The organism is Caulobacter rhizosphaerae, assembly GCF_010977555.1.
Lineage (GTDB): Bacteria > Pseudomonadota > Alphaproteobacteria > Caulobacterales > Caulobacteraceae > Caulobacter > Caulobacter rhizosphaerae.
In genome coordinates, this window is the sequence record NZ_CP048815.1 from 5,150,491 (window position 1) to 5,172,435 (window position 21,945).

Annotated in this window: 21 protein-coding genes; 15 read left to right on the forward strand and 6 right to left on the reverse strand. The window is 70.2% G+C overall.

What is annotated here, in order from left to right; translation table 11 throughout:
• Positions 1–37 precede the first annotated feature (37 nt).
• Positions 38–1,468, reverse strand: coding sequence for a sensor histidine kinase (locus tag G3M57_RS23550; protein ID WP_163233278.1), 1,431 nt, complete (start codon positions 1,466–1,468; stop codon positions 38–40).
• 175 nt (positions 1,469–1,643) lie between these two features.
• Between G3M57_RS23550 and G3M57_RS23555 the strand changes: the two genes are divergently transcribed.
• The 10 genes from G3M57_RS23555 to G3M57_RS23600 all read left to right on the forward strand — a co-directional run bounded on the left by G3M57_RS23555 (position 1,644) and on the right by G3M57_RS23600 (position 13,835).
• Positions 1,644–4,937, forward strand: a complete 3,294-nt coding sequence (locus G3M57_RS23555; protein ID WP_163233279.1) for an autotransporter domain-containing protein — start codon at positions 1,644–1,646, stop codon at positions 4,935–4,937.
• 250 nt (positions 4,938–5,187) lie between these two features.
• Positions 5,188–6,657, forward strand: coding sequence for a porin (locus G3M57_RS23560; protein ID WP_163233280.1), 1,470 nt, complete (start codon positions 5,188–5,190; stop codon positions 6,655–6,657).
• A gap of 131 nt (positions 6,658–6,788) precedes the next feature.
• Positions 6,789–7,841 (forward strand): sulfate ABC transporter substrate-binding protein, encoded by a 1,053-nt coding sequence (locus tag G3M57_RS23565; RefSeq protein ID WP_056754633.1) that lies wholly within the window; start codon positions 6,789–6,791, stop codon positions 7,839–7,841.
• A 147-nt stretch (positions 7,842–7,988) separates the two neighbouring features.
• Entirely contained in the window at positions 7,989–9,107 is a 1,119-nt protein-coding gene (gene lovK / locus G3M57_RS23570; RefSeq protein ID WP_163233281.1) for a photosensory histidine protein kinase LovK, read from the forward strand.
• A gap of 17 nt (positions 9,108–9,124) precedes the next feature.
• The gene (locus G3M57_RS23575; protein WP_056754704.1) at positions 9,125–9,589 is read left to right on the forward strand and encodes a response regulator; all 465 of its coding nucleotides are present in this window, start codon (positions 9,125–9,127) and stop codon (positions 9,587–9,589) included.
• Positions 9,590–9,591: 2 nt separating this feature from the next.
• Positions 9,592–9,867 (forward strand): SemiSWEET family sugar transporter, encoded by a 276-nt coding sequence (locus tag G3M57_RS23580; protein WP_056754638.1) that lies wholly within the window; start codon positions 9,592–9,594, stop codon positions 9,865–9,867.
• 124 nt (positions 9,868–9,991) lie between these two features.
• Positions 9,992–10,906, forward strand: coding sequence for an acetylglutamate kinase (gene argB, locus G3M57_RS23585; RefSeq protein WP_056754641.1), 915 nt, complete (start codon positions 9,992–9,994; stop codon positions 10,904–10,906).
• The gene (locus G3M57_RS23590; RefSeq protein WP_369800275.1) at positions 10,903–11,583 is read left to right on the forward strand and encodes a pyrimidine 5'-nucleotidase; all 681 of its coding nucleotides are present in this window, start codon (positions 10,903–10,905) and stop codon (positions 11,581–11,583) included. Before argB ends, G3M57_RS23590 begins: the two co-directional genes overlap by 4 nt.
• Complete coding sequence (gene dapD, locus G3M57_RS23595; RefSeq protein WP_056754643.1) at positions 11,580–12,425, forward strand: 2,3,4,5-tetrahydropyridine-2,6-dicarboxylate N-succinyltransferase; 846 nt, start codon at positions 11,580–11,582, stop codon at positions 12,423–12,425. Before G3M57_RS23590 ends, dapD begins: the two co-directional genes overlap by 4 nt.
• Before the next feature lie 132 nt (positions 12,426–12,557).
• Positions 12,558–13,835, forward strand: coding sequence for a leucine-rich repeat-containing protein kinase family protein (locus tag G3M57_RS23600; protein WP_163233282.1), 1,278 nt, complete (start codon positions 12,558–12,560; stop codon positions 13,833–13,835).
• A gap of 83 nt (positions 13,836–13,918) precedes the next feature.
• On the opposite strand, the gene G3M57_RS23605 is transcribed toward G3M57_RS23600, so the two are convergent.
• Positions 13,919–14,374, reverse strand: coding sequence for a cupin domain-containing protein (locus tag G3M57_RS23605; protein ID WP_163233283.1), 456 nt, complete (start codon positions 14,372–14,374; stop codon positions 13,919–13,921).
• A gap of 52 nt (positions 14,375–14,426) precedes the next feature.
• On the opposite strand from G3M57_RS23605, the gene dapE reads away from it, so the two are divergent.
• The 4 genes from dapE (at position 14,427) to G3M57_RS23625 (ending at position 17,427) form a co-directional block, all read left to right on the forward strand.
• Positions 14,427–15,581, forward strand: coding sequence for a succinyl-diaminopimelate desuccinylase (gene dapE, locus G3M57_RS23610; RefSeq protein ID WP_163233284.1), 1,155 nt, complete (start codon positions 14,427–14,429; stop codon positions 15,579–15,581).
• Positions 15,581–16,021 carry an EamA family transporter gene (locus tag G3M57_RS23615; RefSeq protein ID WP_163233285.1) on the forward strand — a complete coding sequence of 147 codons (441 nt, stop codon included), beginning with the start codon at positions 15,581–15,583 and terminating at the stop codon, positions 16,019–16,021. The genes dapE and G3M57_RS23615 overlap by 1 nt, the downstream gene beginning before the upstream one ends.
• A gap of 2 nt (positions 16,022–16,023) precedes the next feature.
• A complete protein-coding gene (locus G3M57_RS23620; RefSeq protein ID WP_056754659.1) occupies positions 16,024–16,944 on the forward strand; it encodes a glutaminase in 921 nt (306 codons plus the stop codon).
• A 78-nt stretch (positions 16,945–17,022) separates the two neighbouring features.
• Positions 17,023–17,427, forward strand: a complete 405-nt coding sequence (locus G3M57_RS23625) for a DUF3597 domain-containing protein (protein ID WP_163233286.1) — start codon at positions 17,023–17,025, stop codon at positions 17,425–17,427.
• A gap of 121 nt (positions 17,428–17,548) precedes the next feature.
• On the opposite strand, the gene truA is transcribed toward G3M57_RS23625, so the two are convergent.
• Together truA and fmt are read right to left on the reverse strand one after the other, a co-directional pair.
• Positions 17,549–18,295 (reverse strand): tRNA pseudouridine(38-40) synthase TruA, encoded by a 747-nt coding sequence (gene truA / locus G3M57_RS23630; protein WP_163233287.1) that lies wholly within the window; start codon positions 18,293–18,295, stop codon positions 17,549–17,551.
• A complete protein-coding gene (fmt, locus tag G3M57_RS23635; protein WP_163233288.1) occupies positions 18,295–19,221 on the reverse strand; it encodes a methionyl-tRNA formyltransferase in 927 nt (308 codons plus the stop codon). Before fmt ends, truA begins: the two co-directional genes overlap by 1 nt.
• Before the next feature lie 126 nt (positions 19,222–19,347).
• On the opposite strand from fmt, the gene G3M57_RS23640 reads away from it, so the two are divergent.
• The gene (locus G3M57_RS23640) at positions 19,348–19,707 is read left to right on the forward strand and encodes a cell surface protein (RefSeq protein ID WP_163233289.1); all 360 of its coding nucleotides are present in this window, start codon (positions 19,348–19,350) and stop codon (positions 19,705–19,707) included.
• Between the two features lie 111 nt (positions 19,708–19,818).
• Here the strand turns inward: G3M57_RS23640 and def are convergent, their stop codons facing one another.
• Together def and G3M57_RS23650 are read right to left on the reverse strand one after the other, a co-directional pair.
• Entirely contained in the window at positions 19,819–20,340 is a 522-nt protein-coding gene (gene def, locus G3M57_RS23645) for a peptide deformylase (RefSeq protein WP_163233290.1), read from the reverse strand.
• A 188-nt stretch (positions 20,341–20,528) separates the two neighbouring features.
• A complete protein-coding gene (locus G3M57_RS23650; RefSeq protein ID WP_163233291.1) occupies positions 20,529–21,827 on the reverse strand; it encodes a DNA recombination protein RmuC in 1,299 nt (432 codons plus the stop codon).
• Positions 21,828–21,945: the final 118 nt, after the last annotated feature.

The window sequence follows — 21,945 nt, forward strand, 5'->3', positions numbered from 1 at the left end:
ACGAGACCCGGGATGACGGTTAGGTGGGGACGACGGGCTAGGTGGAAAGCGGCGACGGAGACGTGGCGCCCGCCGATGGGTCCCGGCCGTCACCCCGCGCCATCGGCAGATAGACCCCGAACGCCGCGCCCTCGCCCTGCACGCTCTCGACCGTCATGCCGCCCCGGTGGCGGTTCATGATGTGCTTGACGATCGCCAGGCCCAGGCCCGTGCCCGAACGCTCGCCGCTCTTCTGGCCCTCGACCCGGTAGAAGCGCTCGGTCAGGCGCGGCAGGTGCTCGCGGGCCAGGCCCGGCCCCCGGTCGCTGACCCGCAGCGAGGCGTAGCGCTCGTCCACCGCGTGGTCGGGGGTCAGCAGCGACATCCGCGCCGCGCCCGGGTCGCGCGGGGCGGCGGCCATGTCGGCGGTCAGGCCCGAGAAGATCTCCACCCGCACCACCCCGTCGCGCGGCGTGTACTTGATGGCGTTGTCGACCAGGTTCTGGATCACCTGGACGATCTGGTCGCGGTCGCCCTCGACCACCGCCGCGCCGCGCGGCGGCAGGACCGGATCGAAGGCCACGGCCTTCTCCTTGGCCTGGGGCGCCAGGGCGTCCAGGACATCGATCGTGGCCATGGCCAGGTCGACCTGACCCAGCGGGGCGATGTGCTCGTTGAGCTCGATCCGCGACAGGCTCATCAGGTCGTCGATCAGCCGCGCCATCCGCTCGGCCTGGGCCTGCATGATGCCCAGGAACTTGTCGCGCGCGCCGACATCGTCCTTGGCGTGGCCGCGCAGGGTCTCGATGAAGCCCGACAGCGAGGCCAGGGGCGTGCGCAGCTCGTGGCTGGCGTTGGCCAGGAAGTCGGCCCGGGTCCGCTCGCTGCGGCGGGCGTCGGTCTCGTCGCTGAGCACCAGCAGCGCCAGGCGCGACCCGCGCTCGTCGACGCCCAGCGGCGCGCAGTGCGCCGCCCATTCGCGCCCCTGGGCCCCGCCGCCGACATAGTCGACCGAGCGCCGCACGCCGCCGAACAGGCTTTCGTCCACCGCCTCCAGCACCTGGGGGCTGCGCAGGGCCGAGACCAGCAGCCCGCCGCGCGGCTGCAGCTTGAACAGGTCCCGCGCCGCGGCGTTGGCGAACACGAACCGCCGGCCGGTCAGGTCGTCGGCCTCCTCGGCGGCGATCACCATCAGCGGATCCGGCAAGGTCTCGAGAATCAGGCCGAAGGGCGGCGGATGGTCCTGGGCGGCCGGGACGGGCGTCGGCGCGGCGGGATCGGCGGGCCGGTTCAGCGTCCGGCGGGTCAGGACGTAGCCGGCGACGCCGCTGCCCAGGGCCAGGGGGATGGCCGCCGTGGCGTTGGCTCCGCCCGCCGCCGCCAGCGCCAGCAGGGCGGCGGGCCCGGCCAGGACGGCGCCCCAGACCGCCAGGGGCGTGCGGATGGCCCCGTCGGAGCGGGCAGACGAAGACGGCGAGGCCATCGGCATGCGGCAGTCTCGATTTCAGCGAGGGGAGGATTCGGCGAACCAGATATGGCGCCCTGGGAACGCTTGCGATAGACCGTCAAACGCCTCGTCGCGCGACGCTGTCGGAAAGCACCGCAATTTCGCCGCAACGTGCCGCAATCTGGGGTCTGGGATTATCTCTAAGGTGTCGTTCGGAATGCAGCGCAAGGTCCTGGTCGCGACAGTCGCAACCGCTCCTCTCCTCGCCATGGCGTTCGGCGCTTATGCTGAGACGGTCATCAACACGGCCCGCACGACGCCGATCGCCACCGCGACGGCGACGTCCGCGGGCGCCGCCGATGACGTGAAGGTCGACACCGGCGGGGGCATCACCCTGACGACGGCCGGCCCGCTGGTCACCTTGAACAGCAACAACAAGGTCACCCTGGGCGGCAACGGCCTGACCACGGTGGGCGTCGACAACTCCACCGGCGTCCTGATCCAGGGCGGCACGACGGGCTCAGTGACCAACAACGCCGCCATCGGCCTGACCGAGGACTACACCCCGACCGACACCGACGGCGACGGCGACGTCGACGGCGTGTTCGCCAAGGGCGCCAACCGCTACGGCGTCCGCCTGGTGGGCCCCGGCGTGTTCACCGGCGACATCGTCCAGGGTTCGACCGGCTCGATCGCCATCGAGGGCAACAATTCGGCCGGCGTCTCGCTGGAAAGCGGCTTGGTCGGCAACCTGACCACCGCCGGCTCGATCACAGTCACCGGCGACAACGCCTATGGCGTCCATGTCGCCGGCCCGGTCACCGGCAAGGTCACCCAGAGCGGATCGGTTTCGGTGCTGGGCCAGAACGCGGTCGGCGTGGCCCTGGACGACAACGTGACCGGCGCCTTCGCCATCCAGGGCGCGGTCTCGGCGACAGGCTACCGCTACACCACCCGGCCGGCCGAAACCTCGGTCGTCAAGCTCGACGCCGACGACCTGCTGCAAGGCGGTCCGGCGGTGCGGGTCGCCGGCGACGTCACCGGCGGCGTGCTGCTGAACGGACCGACGGGCTCCACCGCCGTCAACGGCACGACGACGACCACCACCACGATCTCGTCCTCGACGACCGGCACGGGATCGATCACCGCCATCGGGGGCGCCCCCGCCCTGCTGATCGGTTCGGACACCCGCGCCGTCACCATCGGCGCCGTGGGCGCGGCCGACAACGCCTATGGCCTGCTGGCCAAGGGCGCCATCTCGGCCAACGGCGTCTATGACAAGGTGGCGGCCACCGGCGTGCAGATCGGCGGCCAGACCGGCCAGACCACGACCCTGGTCGGCGGCGCGCGCTTCGACAGCAGCGTCTCGACCAGCGCCCGCGAGGCCAACGCCACCGGGGTCAACCTGACGGCCGGCGCGGCGGTCCCGTCGCTGTGGAACCGTGGCGCGATCAGCGCGGTCAGCTCGTCCTACGCCGGCTCGGGCCTGACGGGCGACGCCCGCGGCCTGGTCGTCAACGCCGGCGCGAACCTGGCCAACCTCACCAACAGCGGCAACATCACGGCCACCCGCAGCGGCGAGACGGGCGACGCCATCGCCGTGCTCGACACGTCCGGCACGCTGAAGACGATCACCAACAGCGGCGCCATCATCGCCCAGGTCGCCGCCCCCACCGTCAAGGCGGACGGCACGACCACCACGACGGCCAAGGCCACCGGCGCGGCGGTCGCCCTGGACCTCAGCGCCTCGACCGGCGGCGTGACCCTGACCCAGGCGGCGCCGGTCTCGACCACCGTCACCACCACCTATCCCAGCACCGACACCGTCACCACGGCGACCTCGACCTCGACCACCGTCACCCCGACGATCGTCGGCGCGATCCGCTTCGGTTCGGGCGCGGACACCTTCGACGTCCAGACGGGGAACGTGGTGGGCGACTTGTCGTTCGGGGCCGGCGCGGACACCCTGAACATCGGCGGAAGCGCGGTGGTGCTGGGCGCGCTGCGCGATTCGGACGGCCAGTTGGCGATCAATGTCGGCAAGGGCTCGCTGGGCCTGACCAACGCCGAGACCATCAACGCCACCAGCCTGACCCTGGGCGCCGACAGCAAGATGGTGTTCACCGCCGATCCCAGCGCCAACAACGGCGCGGGAGCCAACACCCACCTGGTGGTCTCGGGCTCGGCCAACATCGCCTCGGGCGCCCAGATCGGCCTGCGCCTGACCAGCCTGCTGAGCGCCCCGACCAGCTATACGGTGATCACCGCCGGCTCGCTGACCGCCGGGACGATCAACCAGGACCTGCTGGGCGGCACGCCCTACCTGTACGTCGCCTCCAGCCGCACCGACTCCAACAACGTCTATCTGGACGTCCGTCGCCGCACGGCCGCCGAGATCGGCATGAACGCGACCCAGGCCTCGGCCTATGACGCCACCTTCGCGGCCCTGGGCAAGGACACGGCCATCGCCAACGCCTTCCTCAGCCAGTCGACGAAGGACGGCCTGCTGGGTCTGTACGACCAGATGACGCCCGACCAGGGCGAAGGCTTCTTCGCGGCCCTGCAGGACGTCAACCACGCGATCTCGACCGCCACCGCCTTCCGCCCCGATCCGGGCGACCGCTACGGGCCCGACAGCCTGTGGATCCAGGAGATCAACACCCTGGTGCGGCGCGACACCGATGACACCATGGGGTCGGACACCCAGGCCTTCGGCTTCGTCGGCGGCTACGAGGCCATGGGCGACGCCGGCGGCGCCCTGGGCCTGACCCTGGCCTATGTCAGCGTCGAGGAGCACGACATCGCCGCCAAGGTGGGCGAGCAGACCACCGGCAACTTCGTTCAGCTGGGCGCCTACTGGCGCCGGTCGATCGGCGGCTGGCGCATGAACGTCGGCGGCGGCGGCGGCTATGGCTGGTACGACGGCGACCGGACGTTCAATTCCGGCGACCTGAACGGCGACGGCGCGGCCGACGTCCAGCGCAGGAACAGCGCCAAGTGGAACGGCTACACCTTCAACGCCTACGCGGGCACGGCCTATGAGGCCAAGTTCGCCCGCCGCTACTTCGTTCGCCCCGAGGCCTATCTCAACTATCTCTACCTGGACGAGGGCGCGCGAAACGAGAAGGGCGGCGGCCCCACCGCCACCCCGAACGCCGAAAACGGCTTCGATCAGAACCGCCAGAAGCGCAAGTCCGACAGCCTGACCGGCGACGTCGGCGTGGTCTTCGGCGCGGACTACGGCAGAGACCTGTGGTGGCGTCCCGAAGTGCGGGTCGGCTACCGCCAGACCCTGGCGGGCAAGCTGGGCGACACGGTCTACAGCTTCGCCTACAGCGGCGCCCCCGTCACCACCTTGGCCGCGGCCGACGACAAGGACGGCGCGGTGACCCTGGGCTTCGCCCTGCGGGCCGGCACCCCCATGTCCTACCTGGCGCTGGAAGCCAACGCCGAGGCGGCCAAGAAGCAGAAGCGCTACAACCTCAAGCTCACCGGGCGGGCGATGTTCTGATCGACCCGCGACCGCAGGTCCCATCGACTTTCGGTCAATTGTACGCACACTGATCAATAGGCCCGCGCTTCGGCGCGGGCCTATTTCGTTTTGAATCCAACCGCCTGCCTGCGTGCGGACCCAAGGGTCCGAAAAGGGGCCTGAAGGAAAACTCAAAGCCTTCCGCTCTTATCTCTATTTAACACGTAGGAATAATCGTCTTTTGTCTCGCTAACGGCGACGCCGGCCAAGGCGTCGAGAGGGGAAAACCATGACCAAGATTCACACGACCGCCGGGGCCGCCCTGCGCACGGCGCTGATCGCCGGCGCCTCGCTGATCGCCATGACCGGCGCGGCCCACGCCCAAAGCGCCTCGGGGGCGACCCAGACCCCCGAGCAGCAGCAGGCCCGCATCGAGGCGCTGGAAGCCCAGCTGGAGGCCCTGTCCGGCCAGATCGCCGACCTGAAGGCCGCGACCGCCGCCAGCCTCAAGGACGTGCGCACCGCCCAGGCCCAGACCACCGTCAGCATCGCCGGCGGCAAGCCGACCATCGCCTCGGGCGACGGCGCCTTCAGCGCCAATATCCACGCGGTGATGCAGCTGGACGCCACCTGGTACAACCAGGACAGCGGCCTGCCGGCGACGACCACCGGCCGCGACCTCAACAGCGGCACGAACTTCCGCCGCGCCCGCCTGGGCGTCGACGGCAAGGCCTTCAAGAACTTCGACTACGGCGTGCTGCTGGACTTCGGCGGCGCGGGCACCGACGGCGCGGGCCAGCTGCAGGAGCTGTACCTGCAGTACAACTATGCGCCCTTCAAGGTGAAGGTCGGGGCGTTCGCGCCGAACCTGGGCCTGGAGGACGCGGCCTCGACCAACGGTTCGCTGTTCCCCGAGCGTCCCTCGGGTTCCGAAGCCACCCGCGGCCTGGCCGGCGCCGACCGCCGCATCTCGCTGCAGGCCCAGGCCGTGGGCGAGCGCTGGCTGATTTCGGGCGCGGTGACCGGCGCCAAGGCCGGCGACGGCGCCACCTTCGACGAGCAGCTGGGCTATGTGGGCCGCGTCGCCTTCATCCCGTTCAAGGGCTATGACTGGCTGACCCATGTCGGCGTCAACGCCAGCCGTGTGGCCCAGCCCGCCCAGACCGCCGTAGCCGGCGCCTACCCGATCACCGTGGAAGACCGTCCCGAGCTGCGCACCGACGGCACCCGCCTGGTCAGCACCGGGGCCATCGACTCGTCGGGCGCTCGCCACTACGGCCTCGAACTGGCCGCCCAGAAGAAGAACTTCCTGATCCAGGGCGAGTATTTCGACATCGCGCTGGACCGCCGCAACCGCGCCGCCAATGTCACCGATCCGAAGTTCTCGGGCTGGTACCTCGAGGGCGGCTGGGTGCTGACCGGCGAGCAGCGCAAGTACAACGCCGCCAACTTCGCCTTCGACGCGCCGGCGATCGACAACCCGTTCGACCCCAAGGCCGGCAAGTGGGGCGCCTGGGAACTGGCGGCCCGCTATTCGGTGCTGGACCTGAACCACCACGAATATGCGACCATGGCGGCCGACCGGGTGCGCGGCGGCGTGCAGGAGATCGCCACCGTCGGCCTGAACTGGTTCCCCAACTCGGTGACCAAGTTCTCGCTGGACTATCTGGACGTCGACGTCGACCGTCGCGACGCCGCCGGGCTCCAGATCGGCCAGAGCTACAAGGCCGTCAACCTGCGCAGCCAGTACGCGTTCTAAGATCGGGCGAAGCCACGTCCCTCTCCGTTCGCGAGGGAGGGACGTGGACCGACGCCCGCGCGGCGTCGCCAGCCAGGGCCAGGCTGGTCGCGAGTATTCAAGATCCACCTTCTCTAGCGAGCGACATCGCCATGACCCAAGATCTCAAGACCCCCACGCGACGCGGCCTCCTGGGCTCGGGCGCCGCCGGCGCCGCGGCCCTGGCCGTTCCCGCCGCCCTGGCCGGCTCGGCCCACGCCCAGGGCGTCAAGCCGCTGACCCTGCTGAACGTCAGCTACGACCCGACCCGCGAGCTCTACAAGGACATCAACGCCGCCTACGCCAAGTACTGGAAGGACAAGGTCGGCCAGACCCTGACCATCAACCAGAGCCACGGCGGCTCGGGCAAGCAGGCCCGCTCGGTGATCGACGGCCTGCAAGCCGACGTCGTCACCCTGGCCCTGGCCTATGACATCGACGAGATCGCCGCCAAGGCCAAGCTGCTGCCGGCCAACTGGCAGTCGCGCCTGCCGCAGAACTCCACGCCCTACACCTCGACAATCGTGTTCCTGGTCCGCAAAGGCAATCCCTGGAAGATCAAGGACTGGGGCGACCTGATCAAGCCGGGCATCGACGTGATCACGCCCAACCCCAAGACCTCGGGCGGGGCGCGCTGGAACTACCTGGCCGCCTGGGCCTGGGCGCTGAAGCAGCCGGGCGGCAGCCCCGCCAAGGCCGAGGCCTTCGTCGGCGAGCTGTTCCGGCACGTGCCGGTGCTGGACACCGGGGCGCGCGGCGCGACGACCAGCTTCACCCAGCGCGGCCTGGGCGACGTGCTGCTGTCGTGGGAGAATGAGGCCTATCTGGCGCAGGAGGAACTGCCGGGCAAGTTCGACATCGTCTATCCGTCGCTGTCGATCCTGGCCGAGCCCCCCGTCGCCCTGGTCGACAAGAACGTCGACCGCCACAAGACCCGTCTGGCGGCCGAGGGCTATCTGAACTTCCTCTACAGCCCCATCGCCCAGGACCTGATCGGCAAGAACTACTACCGCCCGCGCAACGCCGCGGCCGCTGCCAAGTACGCCTCGCGGTTCAAGTCCATCCCGCTGGTGACCATCGACGACACCTTCGGCGGCTGGAAGAAGGCCCAGGCCACCCACTTCGCCGACGGCGGCGTCTTCGACCGGATCTACAAGCCGAAATAGGCCCGGCCGCCCACCCCTGCCGACCTTGGCGGCGGAAACGCTTGGCGTTTCCGCCGTTCCGGGTTTTGCTCGACCGTCTGGAACCCGACTTGCCAGCTGGCGTTCTGGGAACTCACGCGGCGGGTCAGAAGGTCGGGCTTCTCACGAATGACGGATATCCTGCGGTCGGAACGCGCGGCGGAAGACCTGGCCGCCGAGCATGGCGTCGGCGACCCTTTCGCGGCGGCGATCCGCGCCGTTCGCATGGCGATGATCGTCACCGACGCCCATCAGCCCGACAATCCGATCATCTTCGCCAACGACGCCTTCCTGGACTTGACCGGCTATAGCCGCGACGAGGTCATCGGCCGCAACTGCCGCTTCCTGCAGGGGCCCGGCACCGACCCGGCGATGGTCACGCGCCTGCGCCGCGCCGTCGCCGACGGCGAGGACCTCACGATCGACATCCTCAACTACCGCAAGGACGGCACGACCTTCTGGAACGCCCTGAGCCTGTCGCCCGTGCGCGGCGCGAGCGGCGGTATCGACTACTTCTTCGGCTCGCAGCTGGACATCAGCGACAAGAAGCAGGTCGAGTTCGAGCTGGGCGACGCCCGCAGCCGGCTGGAGGCCGCCGTCGAGGCCCGCACCGCCGACCTGACCCAGGCCCTGCAACAGAAGACCGCCCTGCTCCACGAGGTGGACCACCGGGTCAAGAACAACCTCCAGCTCATCTCGTCCCTGCTGCTGCTGCAGAACCGCCGCGTCACCGACCCGGCGGTCAAGAACAGCCTGCGCGGCATGCTGGAGCGGGTCAGCGCCATCGCCACCGTCCATCGTCGCCTGTTCCAGAGCGACGACGTCGAGCGCTTCGACGTCTCGGCCTTCGTGCGCGACCTGGTCAACGACATGATGGGCGCGGCGCGGCGCGAGGACATCAAGGTCCGCCTGGACCTGGAACGCGTCGACATCGCCGCCTCCAAGGCCGCCCCCCTGGCCCTGGTGATCAGCGAACTGTTCTCCAACGCCCTGCGCCACGCCTTCCCGCCCGAGGCCATGAACGGCCAGGGCGAGATCTTCGTCGGCATCGCACGCCAGAATGGAGATTTCCGGATCGAAATCACCGATGACGGCGTTGGACAGGAGAGTTCCGCATCGTCGGGCGGATTCGGTCTGACCATCGTCCAGCTGCTGTGCCAGCAGCTTAAGGCGCGGACCGAGACCACGCCCGCCGACCCCGGGACGCGCGTCGTGGTGCACTTGCCGGTCAATGGCGTTCATCACTGAAGAAGGTTGATGTGGTGATGACCGAGCGCCCGCTCGACGTTCTGATCGTGGAAGACGAGGTCCTGCTGGCCACAGAGCTGGAGTTCCTGGTCGAGGAGGTCGGGTTCCATTCCGTCGGCCTGGCCATGAGCTCGGACGAGGCCGTGGCCCTGGCCTGCGACCTACATCCGGACCTGGCCCTGGTCGACGTCCACCTCCGCGACGGCCCCACGGGCGTCGAGGTCGCCCGCACCATCCATAACGACTGCGGCGGGGTGGCCCTGTTCATGACCGCCAACGTCAAGCGCCTGCCCGACGACTTCGCCGGCGCCTGCGGGGTGATCGGCAAGCCCTATTCCGAACACGGCGTGAAGACCGCCCTGTCCTATCTGACCGTCTGCCTGCGCGAGGGCCAAGCCCCCGGCCCGCCGCCGATCGGGCTGGAGCTGTCGCCGGCCTATGCCGAGCGCTGGGGCCTCTCGGCCCTGCCCCAAGCCGTCTAGGCATGGGCGTTCCGCTTGTGGCTTCCGTTGTCGGCACGGCGGCCGCCCTGCTGTCGATCACCAGTTTCGCCCCGCAGATCGTCAAGATCTGGCGCGAGAAGGACGCCTCCTCGGTGTCGCTGCGCACCTATGTCGTCACCGTCACCGGCTTTTCCTGCTGGATCGCCTATGGCGTGCTGATCAAGGCCTGGCCGGTGATCGCCTCGAACACCGCCTGCCTGCTGATGTCCGGCGCGGTTCTGGCGCTGAAGTGGCGATTCAGCCGCGAGGGTGACTGAGCCCCCTGCCTGTCATCCCGGGCCGGCGGCGCGGAGATCGCGGATGACAATCGAGGTTGAAGACGTGACAGGGGTCCCCACGTCCGCTATCGAGGCCCGCCTTTCGCCTTACAGGACCGCCGCCTTGACCGACGTCGCCGAGGAAGCGGGCTGGGCCACCGCCAAGACCCTGGCCGAAGCCCTGCCCTACATCCAGATCTACGACCGCGAGACGGTGGTGATCAAATATGGCGGCCACGCCATGGGCCAGGAGCAGGTGGCCAAGCTGTTCGCGGCCGACGCCGTGCTGCTCAAGCTGCTGGGCGTCCATCCCGTCGTGGTGCACGGCGGCGGTCCGCAGATCAGCCGCATGCTCGACAAGGCTGGCGTCAAGTCGACCTTCGTCGATGGCCTGCGCGTCACCGACGAGGCGACGATGGAAGTGGCCGAGATGGTGCTGTCGGGGGCCATCAACAAGGAAATCGCCAACTGGATCACCCTGGCCGGGGCCGAGGCCGACGTGCGCGGCGTGGGCCTGTCGGGCAAGGACGCCCGGATGATCACCGCCGAGAAGGTCACCCGCACCCGCAAGGATCCAGGCAGCAACATCGAGCAGGCCGTCGACCTGGGCTTCGTGGGCGAGCCGACCAAGATCGACCCGCACATCATCCAGGCCTTGCTGACCTCGGAGACCGACTACATCCCGGTGATCGCCCCGATCGGCGTCTCCGAGCAGGGCCAGACCTTCAACATCAACGCCGACACCGTGGCCGGCGCGCTCGCGGGCGCCTTGAAGGCCAAGCGGATGCTGATGCTGACCGACATCGCCGGGGTGCTGGACGGCGAGGGCCAGCTGATCCGCCAGATGACCGTCGCCGAGGCCCGCGGCCTGATCGAGAGCGGCGTGGCCAGCGGCGGCATGATCCCCAAGCTGGAGAACGCCATCCACGCGGTGGAGTCCGGCGTCGAGGCCGTGGTCATCCTGGACGGTCGCCGTCCCCACGCCATGCTCGTCGAACTGTTCAGCGAGCACGGCGCGGGCACGCTGATCTCGAAATGAGCGGGCTCGACCTGACCCCAGATCTCCGGCACGTCGAGACCTGGCTGTTCGATCTCGACAACACCCTCTATCCGGCCGAATGCGAGTTCATGGCCCTGATCGAGGGCAAGATGACCGACTTCATGGAGCGGGCCACCGGCCTGCCTCGCGAAAAGGCCCGGGCCATCCAGAAGCGCTACTACACCGAGCACGGCACCACCCTGGCCGGGCTGATGGCCCATCACGGTATCGAGCCGAAGGAATTCCTCGACGAGGTGCACGACGTCTCGATGGACTGCCTGACGCCCGACCCGGCGCTGCGGGCGGCGATCGAGGCCCTGCCGGGACGCCGGCTGGTGTTCACCAACGGCTCGCTGGGCCACGCCGACCGGGTGCTGAACCACCTGGGCCTGGCGCACCTGATGGAGGACGTCTTCGCCATCGAGACGGCCGACTACCTGCCCAAGCCGGCCATGGCCACGTTCGAGAAGGTGGTCGCCCGCCACGCCCTGGCCCCGCCAGCCACCGCCTTCTTCGAGGACAGCGAGAAGAACCTCGCCCCCGCCGCGCTGCTGGGCATGACCACCGTCCTGGTCGGCGCCCACGCGGCCGCCTCGACCGCCGATTTCGTCCATCACCGCACGCACGACCTCGCCAGGTTCCTGACCTCGGCGCGCCTGAAGGAAGCCTCACGATGACCGCCCTGACCCTCGCCGATCTTCAGACCGAAGTCGAAGCTGCCTGGGAGGCCCGCGACGGCGTCTCCACCGCCACCACCGGCCCGGTGCGCACGGCGGTCGAGGAGACCCTGCTGATGATCGACGCCGGCAAGGTGCGGGTGTCGGAAAAGATCGACGGCGAGTGGACCACCCACCAGTGGCTGAAGAAGGCGGTGCTGCTGTCGTTCCGCCTGAACCCCAACAAGGTCATGCACGCCGGGACCCTGGGCGGGGCGGTGGGCCCGTGGTGGGACAAGGTCCCCAACAAGTTCGACGGCTGGGACGCCCCGCAGTTCGAGGCCGCCGGCTTCCGCGCCGTGCCCGGCTCGATCGTCCGCCGCGGCGCCTATGTCGGCAAGAACGTCATCCTGATGCCGTCGTTCGTGAACATCGGCGCCTATGTGGACGACTCCACCATGGTCGACACCTGGGTGACGGTCGGCTCGTGCGCCCAGATCGGCAAGCGCGTCCACCTGTCGGGCGGCGTCGGCATCGGCGGCGTGCTGGAGCCCCTGCAGGCCAACCCGACCATCATCGAGGACGACTGCTTCATCGGCGCCCGCTCGGAAGTGGTCGAGGGCGTGGTGGTCGGCGAGGGCAGCGTCCTGTCGATGGGGGTGTTCATCTCGGCCTCGACCAAGATCGTCGACCGCGCCACCGGCCAGATCCACATCGGCAAGGTGCCGCCCTACAGCGTCGTGGTGCCCGGCAGCCTGCCCGACAAGAACGGCGGCCCCAGCCTGTCCTGCGCGGTGATCGTCAAGACCGTCGACGCCAAGACGCGATCCAAGACCTCGATCAACGACCTGCTGCGGGACTAGGCGCGAGGTACCCCCTCAGTCGCTCCGCGACAGCTCCCCAGAGGGGGAGCATCTGGCGCGGACAAGCTCCTCCCCCTTTGGGGGAGGTGGCCCGGAGGGCCGGAGGGGGATCGCCGCGCCGAGGAAAACGCCGTGACCGCCACCCTGACCGCCCTGCGCAACGGCGACCTGGCCGGCGCTCGCGAACTGCGGCTCCGCGAGCGGCTGACCGCGTTCCCGTCCGAGATCTTCGCCCTGGCCGAGACGCTGGAGGTGCTGGACCTCAGCGGCGGCGCCCTGACCAGCCTGCCCGACGACCTGGGCCGGCTGACCAAGCTGCGGGTGCTGTTCTGCTCGGGCAACCGGTTCGAGCGGCTGCCGCCGGCCCTGGGCGACTGCCCGGCGCTGAGCCAGGTCGGCTTTCGCGGTTGCGGCCTGCGCGAGATCCCGGCCGAATCCCTGCCGCCCGCCCTGCGCTGGCTGACCCTGACCGACAACGCCATCGACACCCTGCCGGCCGCGCTGGGCGAGCGGCCCTTGCTTCAGAAGCTGATGCTGTCGGGCAATCGGCTGGAGGCCCTGCCGGACAGCCTGGCCGGCCATTCGCGGCTGGAACTGCTGCGCCTGGCGGCCAACCGCTTCGAGGCCCTGCCCGGCTGGCTGGCGGAGGCCCCGAACCTGGCGTGGCTGGCCTGGGCCGGCAATCCGTTCGACCATGGCGCGCCGCCGTCCGGGCGGACCGTCGCCTGGTCGGCCCTGCGGCCGGGCCGTCCGCTGGGCGAGGGCGCCTCGGGCCTGGTCCAGGCGGCCGAGTGGACCGACGGCGCCCAAACCCGTCCCGTCGCCCTGAAGCTTTTCAAGGGGGCGATGACCAGCGACGGCCTGCCCGAGCGCGAGATGGCCGCCTGCCTGGCCGCCGGCGAGCATCCGAACCTGACCGGCGCCCTGGGCCAGTTGGTCGACCATCCCGACGGCGCCCAGGGCCTGCTGATGGCCCTGCTGCCGCCGGACTGGCGGGTGCTGGCCGGACCGCCCAGCCTGGAGAGCTGCTCGCGCGACGTCTACGACCCGGCCCTGCGCCTGGACCTGGACATCGCCCTGCGCATCGCCCGCGACGTGGCGACCGGCGCGGCCCACCTGCACGCCAAGGGCCTGTCGCACGGCGACCTTTACGCCCACAACATCCTGTGGGACGGCGCAATCGGACAGGCCGTGCTCAGCGACCTGGGCGGGGCCTCGTTCCTGCCGAACGGTCCCGGCGACCGGCTGGACCGCCTGGACGTCCTGGCCTTCGGCCGGCTGCTGGCCGAGTTGCTGGCGCGGGTCGACGGAGCGCCGCCCGCCGCCGTCCAGGGCCTGCTGGCCGACTGCCTCGGCGCCGACGCGCCGTCCCGGCCGAGCCTGGCGCACGCCGCCAACGTCCTCGGCTGACGGGGACACGCCCTTGCGGCGTGTCCCCCGATGAAGAGCGCCGCGCCTGGACGTGGGGACACGCCGCGAGGGCGCGTCCCCGCCTAGTAAGGGGTTCCGTCCTTCCGCCGATAGAAGTCCTCCCTCGCCCGCGCGACCATGTCGATGTCGCTGTAGGTGCAGGTGTCCTGGCCCGGCCGGCGCGAGCCCATCTCCAGCAGAACCGCCTCGCGGTCGGAGCGGTTCTCCAGGTGGTGGCCGTTGGCGACGCCGGCCTTGAAGCCCGCGCAGTCGCCGGCCCGCAAGACGGTCTCGCCGGCGTCATCGACCAGCACCACCTCGCCCCCGACCACCCAGACGAACTCGTCCTCGGCCGAATGCCAGTGGCGCTGGCTGCTCCATTGGCCGGGCGGCAGGCGCATCAGGTTGACGCCGAACTGGTCCAGCCCCGCGAGGTCGCCCAGGGCCCAGCGCTGCCGTCCCTGGCACTTGGCGTCGTGAGGCGGCGGATAGTCGGTTCCGACCCGTGTGGGCGCGGCGGGGATGTCGATCTTGGGCATGGCGGCGTTCTCGGGTTTGCGTCGGGCGTCGGGGGAGCCTAAAGCCAGCACGATGACCGACGCCAGCCTCTCCCTCGACCCCGTCGCCCTCGCCCAGGCTCTGATCCGCCGTCCGTCGGTGACCCCGGCCGACGAGGGCGCGATGGACATCCTGCAGCGCCAGCTGGAGACCCTCGGTTTCGCCTGCCGACGCATGAAATTCGGCGAGATCGAGAACCTCTACGCCCGGCGCGGGACGGCGCGGCCCAACCTCTGCTTCGCCGGCCATACCGACGTGGTGCCGGTCGGCGACGGCGAGGCCTGGACGGCCGGCCCGTTCGAGGCCGAGATCCGCGACGGCGTGCTCTACGGCCGCGGCGCGGTCGACATGAAGAGCGCCATCGCCGCCTTCGTCGCCGCCGTCTCCCGCCTGCCGCGGGATCTGCCCGGCTCGCTCAGCTTCCTGATCACCGGCGACGAGGAGGGCGTGGCCGAGGACGGCACCGTCCGCGTCGTCCAGGCCCTGGCGGCCGAGGGCGAGGTCATCGACCACTGCATCGTCGGCGAGCCGACCAGCGCCAACCTGCTGGGCGACATGGTCAAGATCGGCCGGCGCGGCAGCATCAACGCCTGGATCGCGGTGGACGGCAAGCAGGGTCACGTGGCCTATCCGCACCGGGCGGCCAACCCGATCCCGGTGCTGGTCGACATCCTCTCGCGCCTGCAGTCGCGCATGCTGGACGAGGGCTACACCGGTTTCCAGCCGTCGAACCTGGAGGTCACCACGGTCGACGTCGGCAACACCGCCACCAACGTCATCCCGGCCAGCGCCAAGGCCCGGATCAACATCCGCTTCAACCCGGCTCACAAGGGCAGGGACCTGGCCGCCTGGATCGAGCAGGAGTGCCGCGAGGCCGCAGAGGGCTTCTCCGGCCGGGTCGAGGCGCTGTGCAAGATCAGCGGCGAGGCCTTCCTGACCGAGCCGGGCGCGTTCACCGACGTGATCGTCGGCGCCGTCGGCGACGCCACCGGCCGCACGCCGGAGCTGTCCACCACCGGCGGCACCAGCGACGCCCGGTTCATCCGCAGCCTGTGCCCGGTGGTCGAGTTCGGCCTGGTCGGCTCGACCATGCACCAGGTCGACGAGCGGGTTCCGGTCCAGGAGGTCGAGGACCTGGCCAACATCTACCAGGCCCTGATCGGCCGCTATTTCGCGGCCTTCGCCTGATGGGCCGCGCGGCCCTGGCGAGCTGGCCCTTCTGGGCGCTGGCCTCGGCGGTGTTCGCGGCCCTGACCGCCATCCTGGCCAAGGTCGGAATCGACGGCGTCGGCTCCAACCTGGCCACGTTCATCCGCACCGTGGTGATCCTGGGCTTCGCGGGCCTGATCCTCACCGTGGCCGGCGAATGGCGCGCGCCGGGCTCGATCGCGCCGCGCTCGTGGCTGTTCCTGGTGCTGTCGGGCCTGGCCACGGGGGCTTCGTGGCTGTGCTATTTCCGCGCCCTGAAGCTGGGCGAGGCGGCCAAGGTCGCGCCGGTCGACAAGCTGTCGGTGGTGTTCGTGGCGATCATCGCCGCCGTGTTCCTGGGCGAGAAGCTTTCAGCCCTGAACTGGCTGGGCGTGGCCCTGATCGCCGCCGGGGCGGTGCTGGTCGCGGTGCGGGTCTAGCCATGGACGAGCTCTCGATCGCCGACGTCCTGGCCGAGGTGGCCGTGCTGGTGAAGCCGCACTTCGGCAAGGGCCGGCCCGCCGACTACATCCCGCAACTGGCCAGCGTGCCGCCGAGCAAGTTCGGCATGGCCGTGCGGCTGGTCTCGGGCGAGGAGGCGGTGATCGGCGACGCCGACGAGGGCTTCTCGGTCCAGAGCATCACCAAGGTGTTCTCCCTGGGCCTGGCCCTGAACCGCTTCGGCGACGAGGTCTGGACCCGGGTCGGCAAGGAGCCGTCGGGCACGCCGTTCAACCACCTGTCCCAGCTGGAGGCGGAAGAGGGCGTGCCGCGCAACCCGTTCATCAACGCCGGGGCCATGGCCGTCTGCGACCAGCTGATGGACGTGTTCAAGGACCCGCCGGCCCTGGTGCGCGGCTTCGCGGGCTTCCTGGCCGGCGAGAAGGTCGAGATCGACGAGACGGTGGCCGCGTCCGAGCTGGCCAACGCCTGGCAGAACCGCGCCATCGCCAACCTGATGCGCGGCAAGGGCACGATCAACCACGACCCCGAGGCCGTGGTCGCCGCCTATTGCCGCCAGTGCGCCCTGACCATGAGCTGCCGCCAGCTGGCGCGGGCCATGCTGCCCCTGGCGGCCGGCGGCTTCTCGCCGATCGTCGAGGAGACCATCTTCCCCGAGCGCCTGACCCGGCGCCTGAACGCCCTGCTGCTGACGTGCGGCATCTATGACAGCGTCGGCAGCTTCGCCTATCGCGTCGGCCTGCCGGCCAAGAGCGGGGTCGGCGGCGGAATCGTCGCCATCGTGCCGGGCAAGGCGGCCATCGCGGTGTGGTCCCCGGCGCTGGACCGCTTCGGCACCTCGGTGGTCGGCACGGTGGCGCTGGAGCGGTTCACGCAGCTGACCAACTGCTCGGTGCTGTAGGGAGCTAACCGCGCTTGGACCCGAGAGGCCTCCCGGGGCGTTGGTGTCGCTCCTCAGTCCTCACGGGAGCACGGCGACATGAGCATCTTCAGCACCATCATGGGCAAGATCTTCGGCCACAAGGCCAAGACGGCCCCGACCGCGACGGCGACCAAGCCCGCGCCGGCCCCCGCCCCGGCCCCGACGCCCGCCGCCGCCCCGGTCGCGCCGGCCCCGCCGCCCCAGCCCGTCGACGTCACCGCCGTGCTCGACGACCTGGCCGCCAACGCCGGCCAGAAGCTGGACTGGCGCCATTCGATCGTCGACCTGATGAAGCTGGTCGGCCTGGAGAGCAGTCTCGCCGAACGCAAGGAGCTCGCCGACGAGCTGGGCTACACCGGCGACAAGGGCGACAGCGCGGCCATGAACATCTGGCTGCACAAGCAAGTGATCCGGAAGCTGTCGGAGAACGGCGGCAAGGTCCCGGCGGAGTTGGTGGACTAGTCAGCGCGGAAGACCCCTCCGGCCCTCCGGGCCACCTCCCCCAATGGGGAAGGATCTGGGGGCCGCGTTCTCGAGATGCTCCCCCTCTGGGGGAGCTGTCGCGGAGCGACTGAGGGGGTCTTCACTCCCCCTGGTACCCCACGCCCGTCAGGTACAGCCCGTCGGCCGGGGCCACGGGCCCGCAGGCCGTGCGGTCCTTGGCCTCCAGCGCCGCGCGGACTTCGGCGGCGGTCCAGCGCCCGACCCCGACCTCGGCCAGGGTGCCGGTCATCGACCGCACCTGGCGGTGCAGGAACGAACGGGCCTCGAACACCAGGTGGACCTCGTCGCCCACCCGCGACACCCGCGCCACGTCCAGCGTCTTGACCGGCGACTTCGACTGGCAGGCCATGTCGCGGAAGGTTGTGAAGTCGTGCAGGCCTACCAGGGCCTGGGCGGCCGCGTGCATGGCGTCGGCGTCCATGGCCTTCTTCATGTGCCAGACCTTGCCCTGGTCCAGGGCCGGCGGGGCGGGGCGGTTGAGGATGCGGTAGAGGTAGCGCCGCTCATTGGCCGAGAACCGGGCGTGCCAGCCCTCCGGCGCGACGGCGCAGTCCAGCACGCTGACCGCCTCGCGCATCAGGTGGGCGTTCAGGGCGTTCATCACCGTCTGAGCCGGCCAGTCGCGCTCGAGGTCGACCTGCACGACCTGGGCGGTGGCGTGGACGCCGGTGTCGGTGCGGCCCGCCGCCGCGATGCGGATCTGCTGGCCGGTGAAGGCCTTGACCGCCGCCTCGATCGCCCCCTGCACCGACGGCTGCGCGGCCTGGGCCTGGAAGCCGTTATAAGGCCGGCCGTCGTATTCGATCGTCAGGCGGTAGCGGGGCATCAGGCCAGGACCGTCTCGGCCGCCAGCGGGAAGCCGCGCACGAAGACCTCGGCGTCCTGGGCGCCCTTACCCTCGCGCTGGGCCTTGAGTAGGCGGACAGCGCCGTCTCCGCAGGCGATCAGCAGAGCGTCGTCGAGCGTCGTTCCAGGCGTCCCCTCGCCATCCTCGACCCGCGACAGCAGCGCCTTCACGCGGACCGGCCCCTTCTCCGACGGCGCCTCGAACCACGCGCCGGGGAACGGCGACAGACCGCGGATGTGGCGGTCGACCTCGGCGGCGGGACGGGTCCAGTCGATGCGGGCCTCGGCGGCCTTGATCTTCCTGGCGTAGGTGACGCCGTCCTCCGACTGCGGCGTCTCGCGGGCCGCGCCGCGCTCGATGGCCCCCAGGGCGACGGGCAGCATGCGCGCGCCGACGGCGGCCAGCTTGTCGTGCAGGGTCCCGGCGGTCTCCAGCGCGTCGATCCGCACCTGCTCGCCCATCAGCACCGGGCCCTCGTCCAGGCCCTCGCTCATCCGCATGACCTGGACGCCGGTCACCGCGTCGCCGGCCATGATCGCCCGCTGGATCGGCGCGGCGCCGCGCCAGCGTGGCAGCAGGCTGGCATGCAGGTTGAAGCAGCCCAGGCGCGGCGCCTCCAGCACCTCGCGCACCAGGATCTGGCCGAAGGCCACGACCACGGCGGCGTCGAGGTCCAGGGCGCGGAAGGCTTCGATCTCCTCGGCGGTCTTCATCGAGGCCGGCGTGCGCACGGGCAGGCCCAGGCTTTCGGCGAAGGCGTGGACCGGCGAGGGCTTGAGGTCGTGTCCCCGGCCGCGCGGGGCGGGCGGCTGGGAATAGACGCAGGCGACCTCGTGGCCGGCGGCGACCAGCTCGGCCAGGCAGGCGACGGAGAATTCGGGGGTTCCAAGGAAGGCGAGGCGCATGGCGGACGTTTAGACGGCGCAGTCGGTCTTAGGAAGGTGGGGTCTTAGGAAGGTGGGGCGCCACAGAGTCGGAACCTCGACCGTAGAGCGCCGTTCTATGGGCGACCCTTTCCAGGAGGAAACGCCATGCGCTCCATCACCCTGTTCGCCGTCGCCGGCCTGGCCGCCCTGTCGCTGGCCGCCTGCTCCGACGAGCACGCCACCCAGATCAAGGAAGGCGCCAAGGCGGCCGGTTCCGAGATCAAGCAGGCGGCGACCGACATCAAGAACGACCCCGACGTCAAGGAGGCGGGCACGGCCCTGAAGGAAAGCACCGAGGAAGCCGCCGCCGACGCCAAGGTCGCGGCCGGCCAGGCCGTCGACAAGGCCCAGGAGGTCGGCGCCAAGGCCGGCCAGGAAACCAAGGAAGCCGCGGCCGACATCAACGCCGACGCCAAGAAGGCCGGCTCGAACGCCAAGAAGGAAGTGCACGAGGCGACGCGGTAGGACGCGGGCGGGGACATGCCCTTGCGGCGTGTCCCCAACCCTGGTGCGGCGCGAATTCGGAATGCCCGCGCATGTGATGGGGACACGCCGCAAGGGCATGTCCCCGGCTGCCTAAGCCGCCCTACGGGCCTTCTTGACCTTGCTGATCGCCCGGTCGCGCTTCAGGCGCGACAGGTGGTCGATGAACAGCACGCCCTTCAAGTGGTCCATCTCGTGCTGGATGCAGACCGCGAACAGGTCTTGCGCCTCTTCCTCGACCGCCTCGCCCTGGTAGTTCAGGTAGCTGATCTTGACGCGGGCCGGACGCTCGACGGCGTCATAGACCTCGGGCACCGATAGGCACCCTTCCTCGTACGAGAACAGCTCCTCGGACTCCCAGGTGATCTTCGGATTGACGAAGTAGCGGGGGGCCGGTTCCTCGCCCTCGCGGGCCAGATCCATGACGATGACATTGACCAGCTCGCCGACCTGCACGGCCGCCAGGCCGATGCCGGGGGCGTCGTACATGGTCTCCAGCATGTCGTCCATCAGGGCGCGCAACTCGTCGGTGACGGCGGGCACGTCCTTGGAGACCTGCTTGAGGATCGCCAGGTCGGCGGGGTTATCGACGGTGAGGATGCGACGGATGGCCATGATATCGCTCAGGTAAGCGCAGCGCCGTCCGGGGTCAAGGCGACGGAGGGACGCGGCAGGAGGACGCTGGGGGTGCAAGGGCCCCCTCAGTCGCTCCGCGACAGCTCCCCCAAAGGGGGAGCATCTAGCGCGATTAGATCCTCCCCCTCTGGGGGAGGTGGCCCGGAGGGCCGGAGGGGGTCGCGGCGCTAAGGCTTGGCCTGCAGCCTGGCAACCGGCGCTTCGGCCGGCGTTTCCGCCAGCTTGACCAGCGGCCGCACGGCGTTCTCCACCGGCGCCAGCTCGCCGATCTCCTTGCCCTCGTGGTCGACCGACAGGTCCTCGAAGCGGCGGGCCTGGGTCAGGACCTGGCTTTCCAGCGAGCCGACGAACTGGTTGTAGCGGCCGACCGCCGCCTCCAGCGCCTTGCCCACCGAGCCGGCATGGGCCCCCATCACGGCGATGCGCTTGTAGAGCTCGCGGCCCACCGCGACGATGGCGGCGGCGTTCTTGGCCTGGTCCTCGGCCCGCCAGCCATAGGCGACAGCCTTGCAAAGGGCGAACAGGGTGGTGGGGGTGACCAGCAGCACCCGGCGGTCCATGGCCTCGGTCATCAGGTCGGGCAGGCGGTCCAGCGCAGCAGCCAGGAAGCCGTCCCCGGGCACGAACATGGCCACGAAGTCGGGCGAGCCCTCGCTGGCGAACTGGTCCCAGTAGGCCTTCGCCGACAGGCCTTGCATGTGAGCGCGGACGCTGGCGGCGTGGCGGGCCAGGGCGCTTTCCTTCAGGTGATCCTCGGTGGCCTCCTGGGCCTCGAGGAAGGCGTTGAGCGAGCACTTGGCGTCGATCACGAAGACCCCGCCGCCCGGCATCTTGACCTTGACGTCGGGCCGCCGGCGGCCCTCGTCGCTGTCGACGCTGAACTGCTCCTCGAAGTCGAAGCGGGTGTTGAGGCCGGCGGCCTCGAGAACGTTACGGAGAGTCTGCTCGCCCCAGCGGCCCTGGACCCCCGCCCCACGCCGCAGGGCGGCCGACAGCTTGCGGGCCTCGAACTGGGTGGCGGTCGAGGCCTCCATCAGGGCGGCGATCTGGGCCTTGAGGCCGCCGGTCTCCTCGGCGCGGGCCTTCTCGACGGCGGTGACCTGGGCCTCGAACTTGGCCAGGGTCTCGGCCACGGGCTTGAGCTGGGCCTCCAGGCGCTGCTGGCTCAGCAGTTCGCGGCTCTTGAAGTTCTCCTCGGTGCGCTTGATCAGCGCCTCGGCCACGGTGTTGGCGGTCATGGTCGCCTGCTGGGCGGCCTGGGCGCGGATCAGCTCGCCCTGGGTGGCGGCCTGGTCCTCCAGCAGCCGGGCCCGCTCGTCGGCCTGGACCAGCTTGGCGTTCAGTTCCCAGGCCCGGGCCTCGGCCCGGCCGGCGCGGCCCATGGCCCAGACGGCGACCGCGGCGGCGGCGACGGCCACCAGCAGCAGGACGAGGGCGAGGATCAGGAACGGATCGGAAAAGTTCATGCTCCGTTCTTAGCCGGAGTCGGGCTCCGGAAGAACCCCCTCAGTCGCTTCGCGACAGCTCCCCCAACGGGGGAGCATCTGGTCGCGCTAGATCCTCCCCCTTTGGGGGAGGTGGCCC

Coding starts and splice junctions, on each gene's coding strand:
- G3M57_RS23605 (WP_163233283.1), bottom strand. CDS start 14,374: ATGCCCAAGATCGACATCCCCGCCGCGCCCACACGGGTCGGAACCGAC.
- G3M57_RS23590 (WP_369800275.1), top strand. CDS start 10,903: ATGAGCGGGCTCGACCTGACCCCAGATCTCCGGCACGTCGAGACCTGG.
- G3M57_RS23625 (WP_163233286.1), top strand. CDS start 17,023: ATGAGCATCTTCAGCACCATCATGGGCAAGATCTTCGGCCACAAGGCC.
- dapD (WP_056754643.1), top strand. CDS start 11,580: ATGACCGCCCTGACCCTCGCCGATCTTCAGACCGAAGTCGAAGCTGCC.
- G3M57_RS23580 (WP_056754638.1), top strand. CDS start 9,592: ATGGGCGTTCCGCTTGTGGCTTCCGTTGTCGGCACGGCGGCCGCCCTG.
- lovK (WP_163233281.1), top strand. CDS start 7,989: ATGACGGATATCCTGCGGTCGGAACGCGCGGCGGAAGACCTGGCCGCC.
- G3M57_RS23615 (WP_163233285.1), top strand. CDS start 15,581: ATGGGCCGCGCGGCCCTGGCGAGCTGGCCCTTCTGGGCGCTGGCCTCG.
- G3M57_RS23565 (WP_056754633.1), top strand. CDS start 6,789: ATGACCCAAGATCTCAAGACCCCCACGCGACGCGGCCTCCTGGGCTCG.
- G3M57_RS23640 (WP_163233289.1), top strand. CDS start 19,348: ATGCGCTCCATCACCCTGTTCGCCGTCGCCGGCCTGGCCGCCCTGTCG.
- def (WP_163233290.1), bottom strand. CDS start 20,340: ATGGCCATCCGTCGCATCCTCACCGTCGATAACCCCGCCGACCTGGCG.
- G3M57_RS23560 (WP_163233280.1), top strand. CDS start 5,188: ATGACCAAGATTCACACGACCGCCGGGGCCGCCCTGCGCACGGCGCTG.
- G3M57_RS23555 (WP_163233279.1), top strand. CDS start 1,644: ATGCAGCGCAAGGTCCTGGTCGCGACAGTCGCAACCGCTCCTCTCCTC.
- G3M57_RS23650 (WP_163233291.1), bottom strand. CDS start 21,827: ATGAACTTTTCCGATCCGTTCCTGATCCTCGCCCTCGTCCTGCTGCTG.
- G3M57_RS23550 (WP_163233278.1), bottom strand. CDS start 1,468: ATGCCGATGGCCTCGCCGTCTTCGTCTGCCCGCTCCGACGGGGCCATC.
- truA (WP_163233287.1), bottom strand. CDS start 18,295: ATGCCCCGCTACCGCCTGACGATCGAATACGACGGCCGGCCTTATAAC.
- G3M57_RS23620 (WP_056754659.1), top strand. CDS start 16,024: ATGGACGAGCTCTCGATCGCCGACGTCCTGGCCGAGGTGGCCGTGCTG.
- G3M57_RS23575 (WP_056754704.1), top strand. CDS start 9,125: ATGACCGAGCGCCCGCTCGACGTTCTGATCGTGGAAGACGAGGTCCTG.
- dapE (WP_163233284.1), top strand. CDS start 14,427: ATGACCGACGCCAGCCTCTCCCTCGACCCCGTCGCCCTCGCCCAGGCT.
- fmt (WP_163233288.1), bottom strand. CDS start 19,221: ATGCGCCTCGCCTTCCTTGGAACCCCCGAATTCTCCGTCGCCTGCCTG.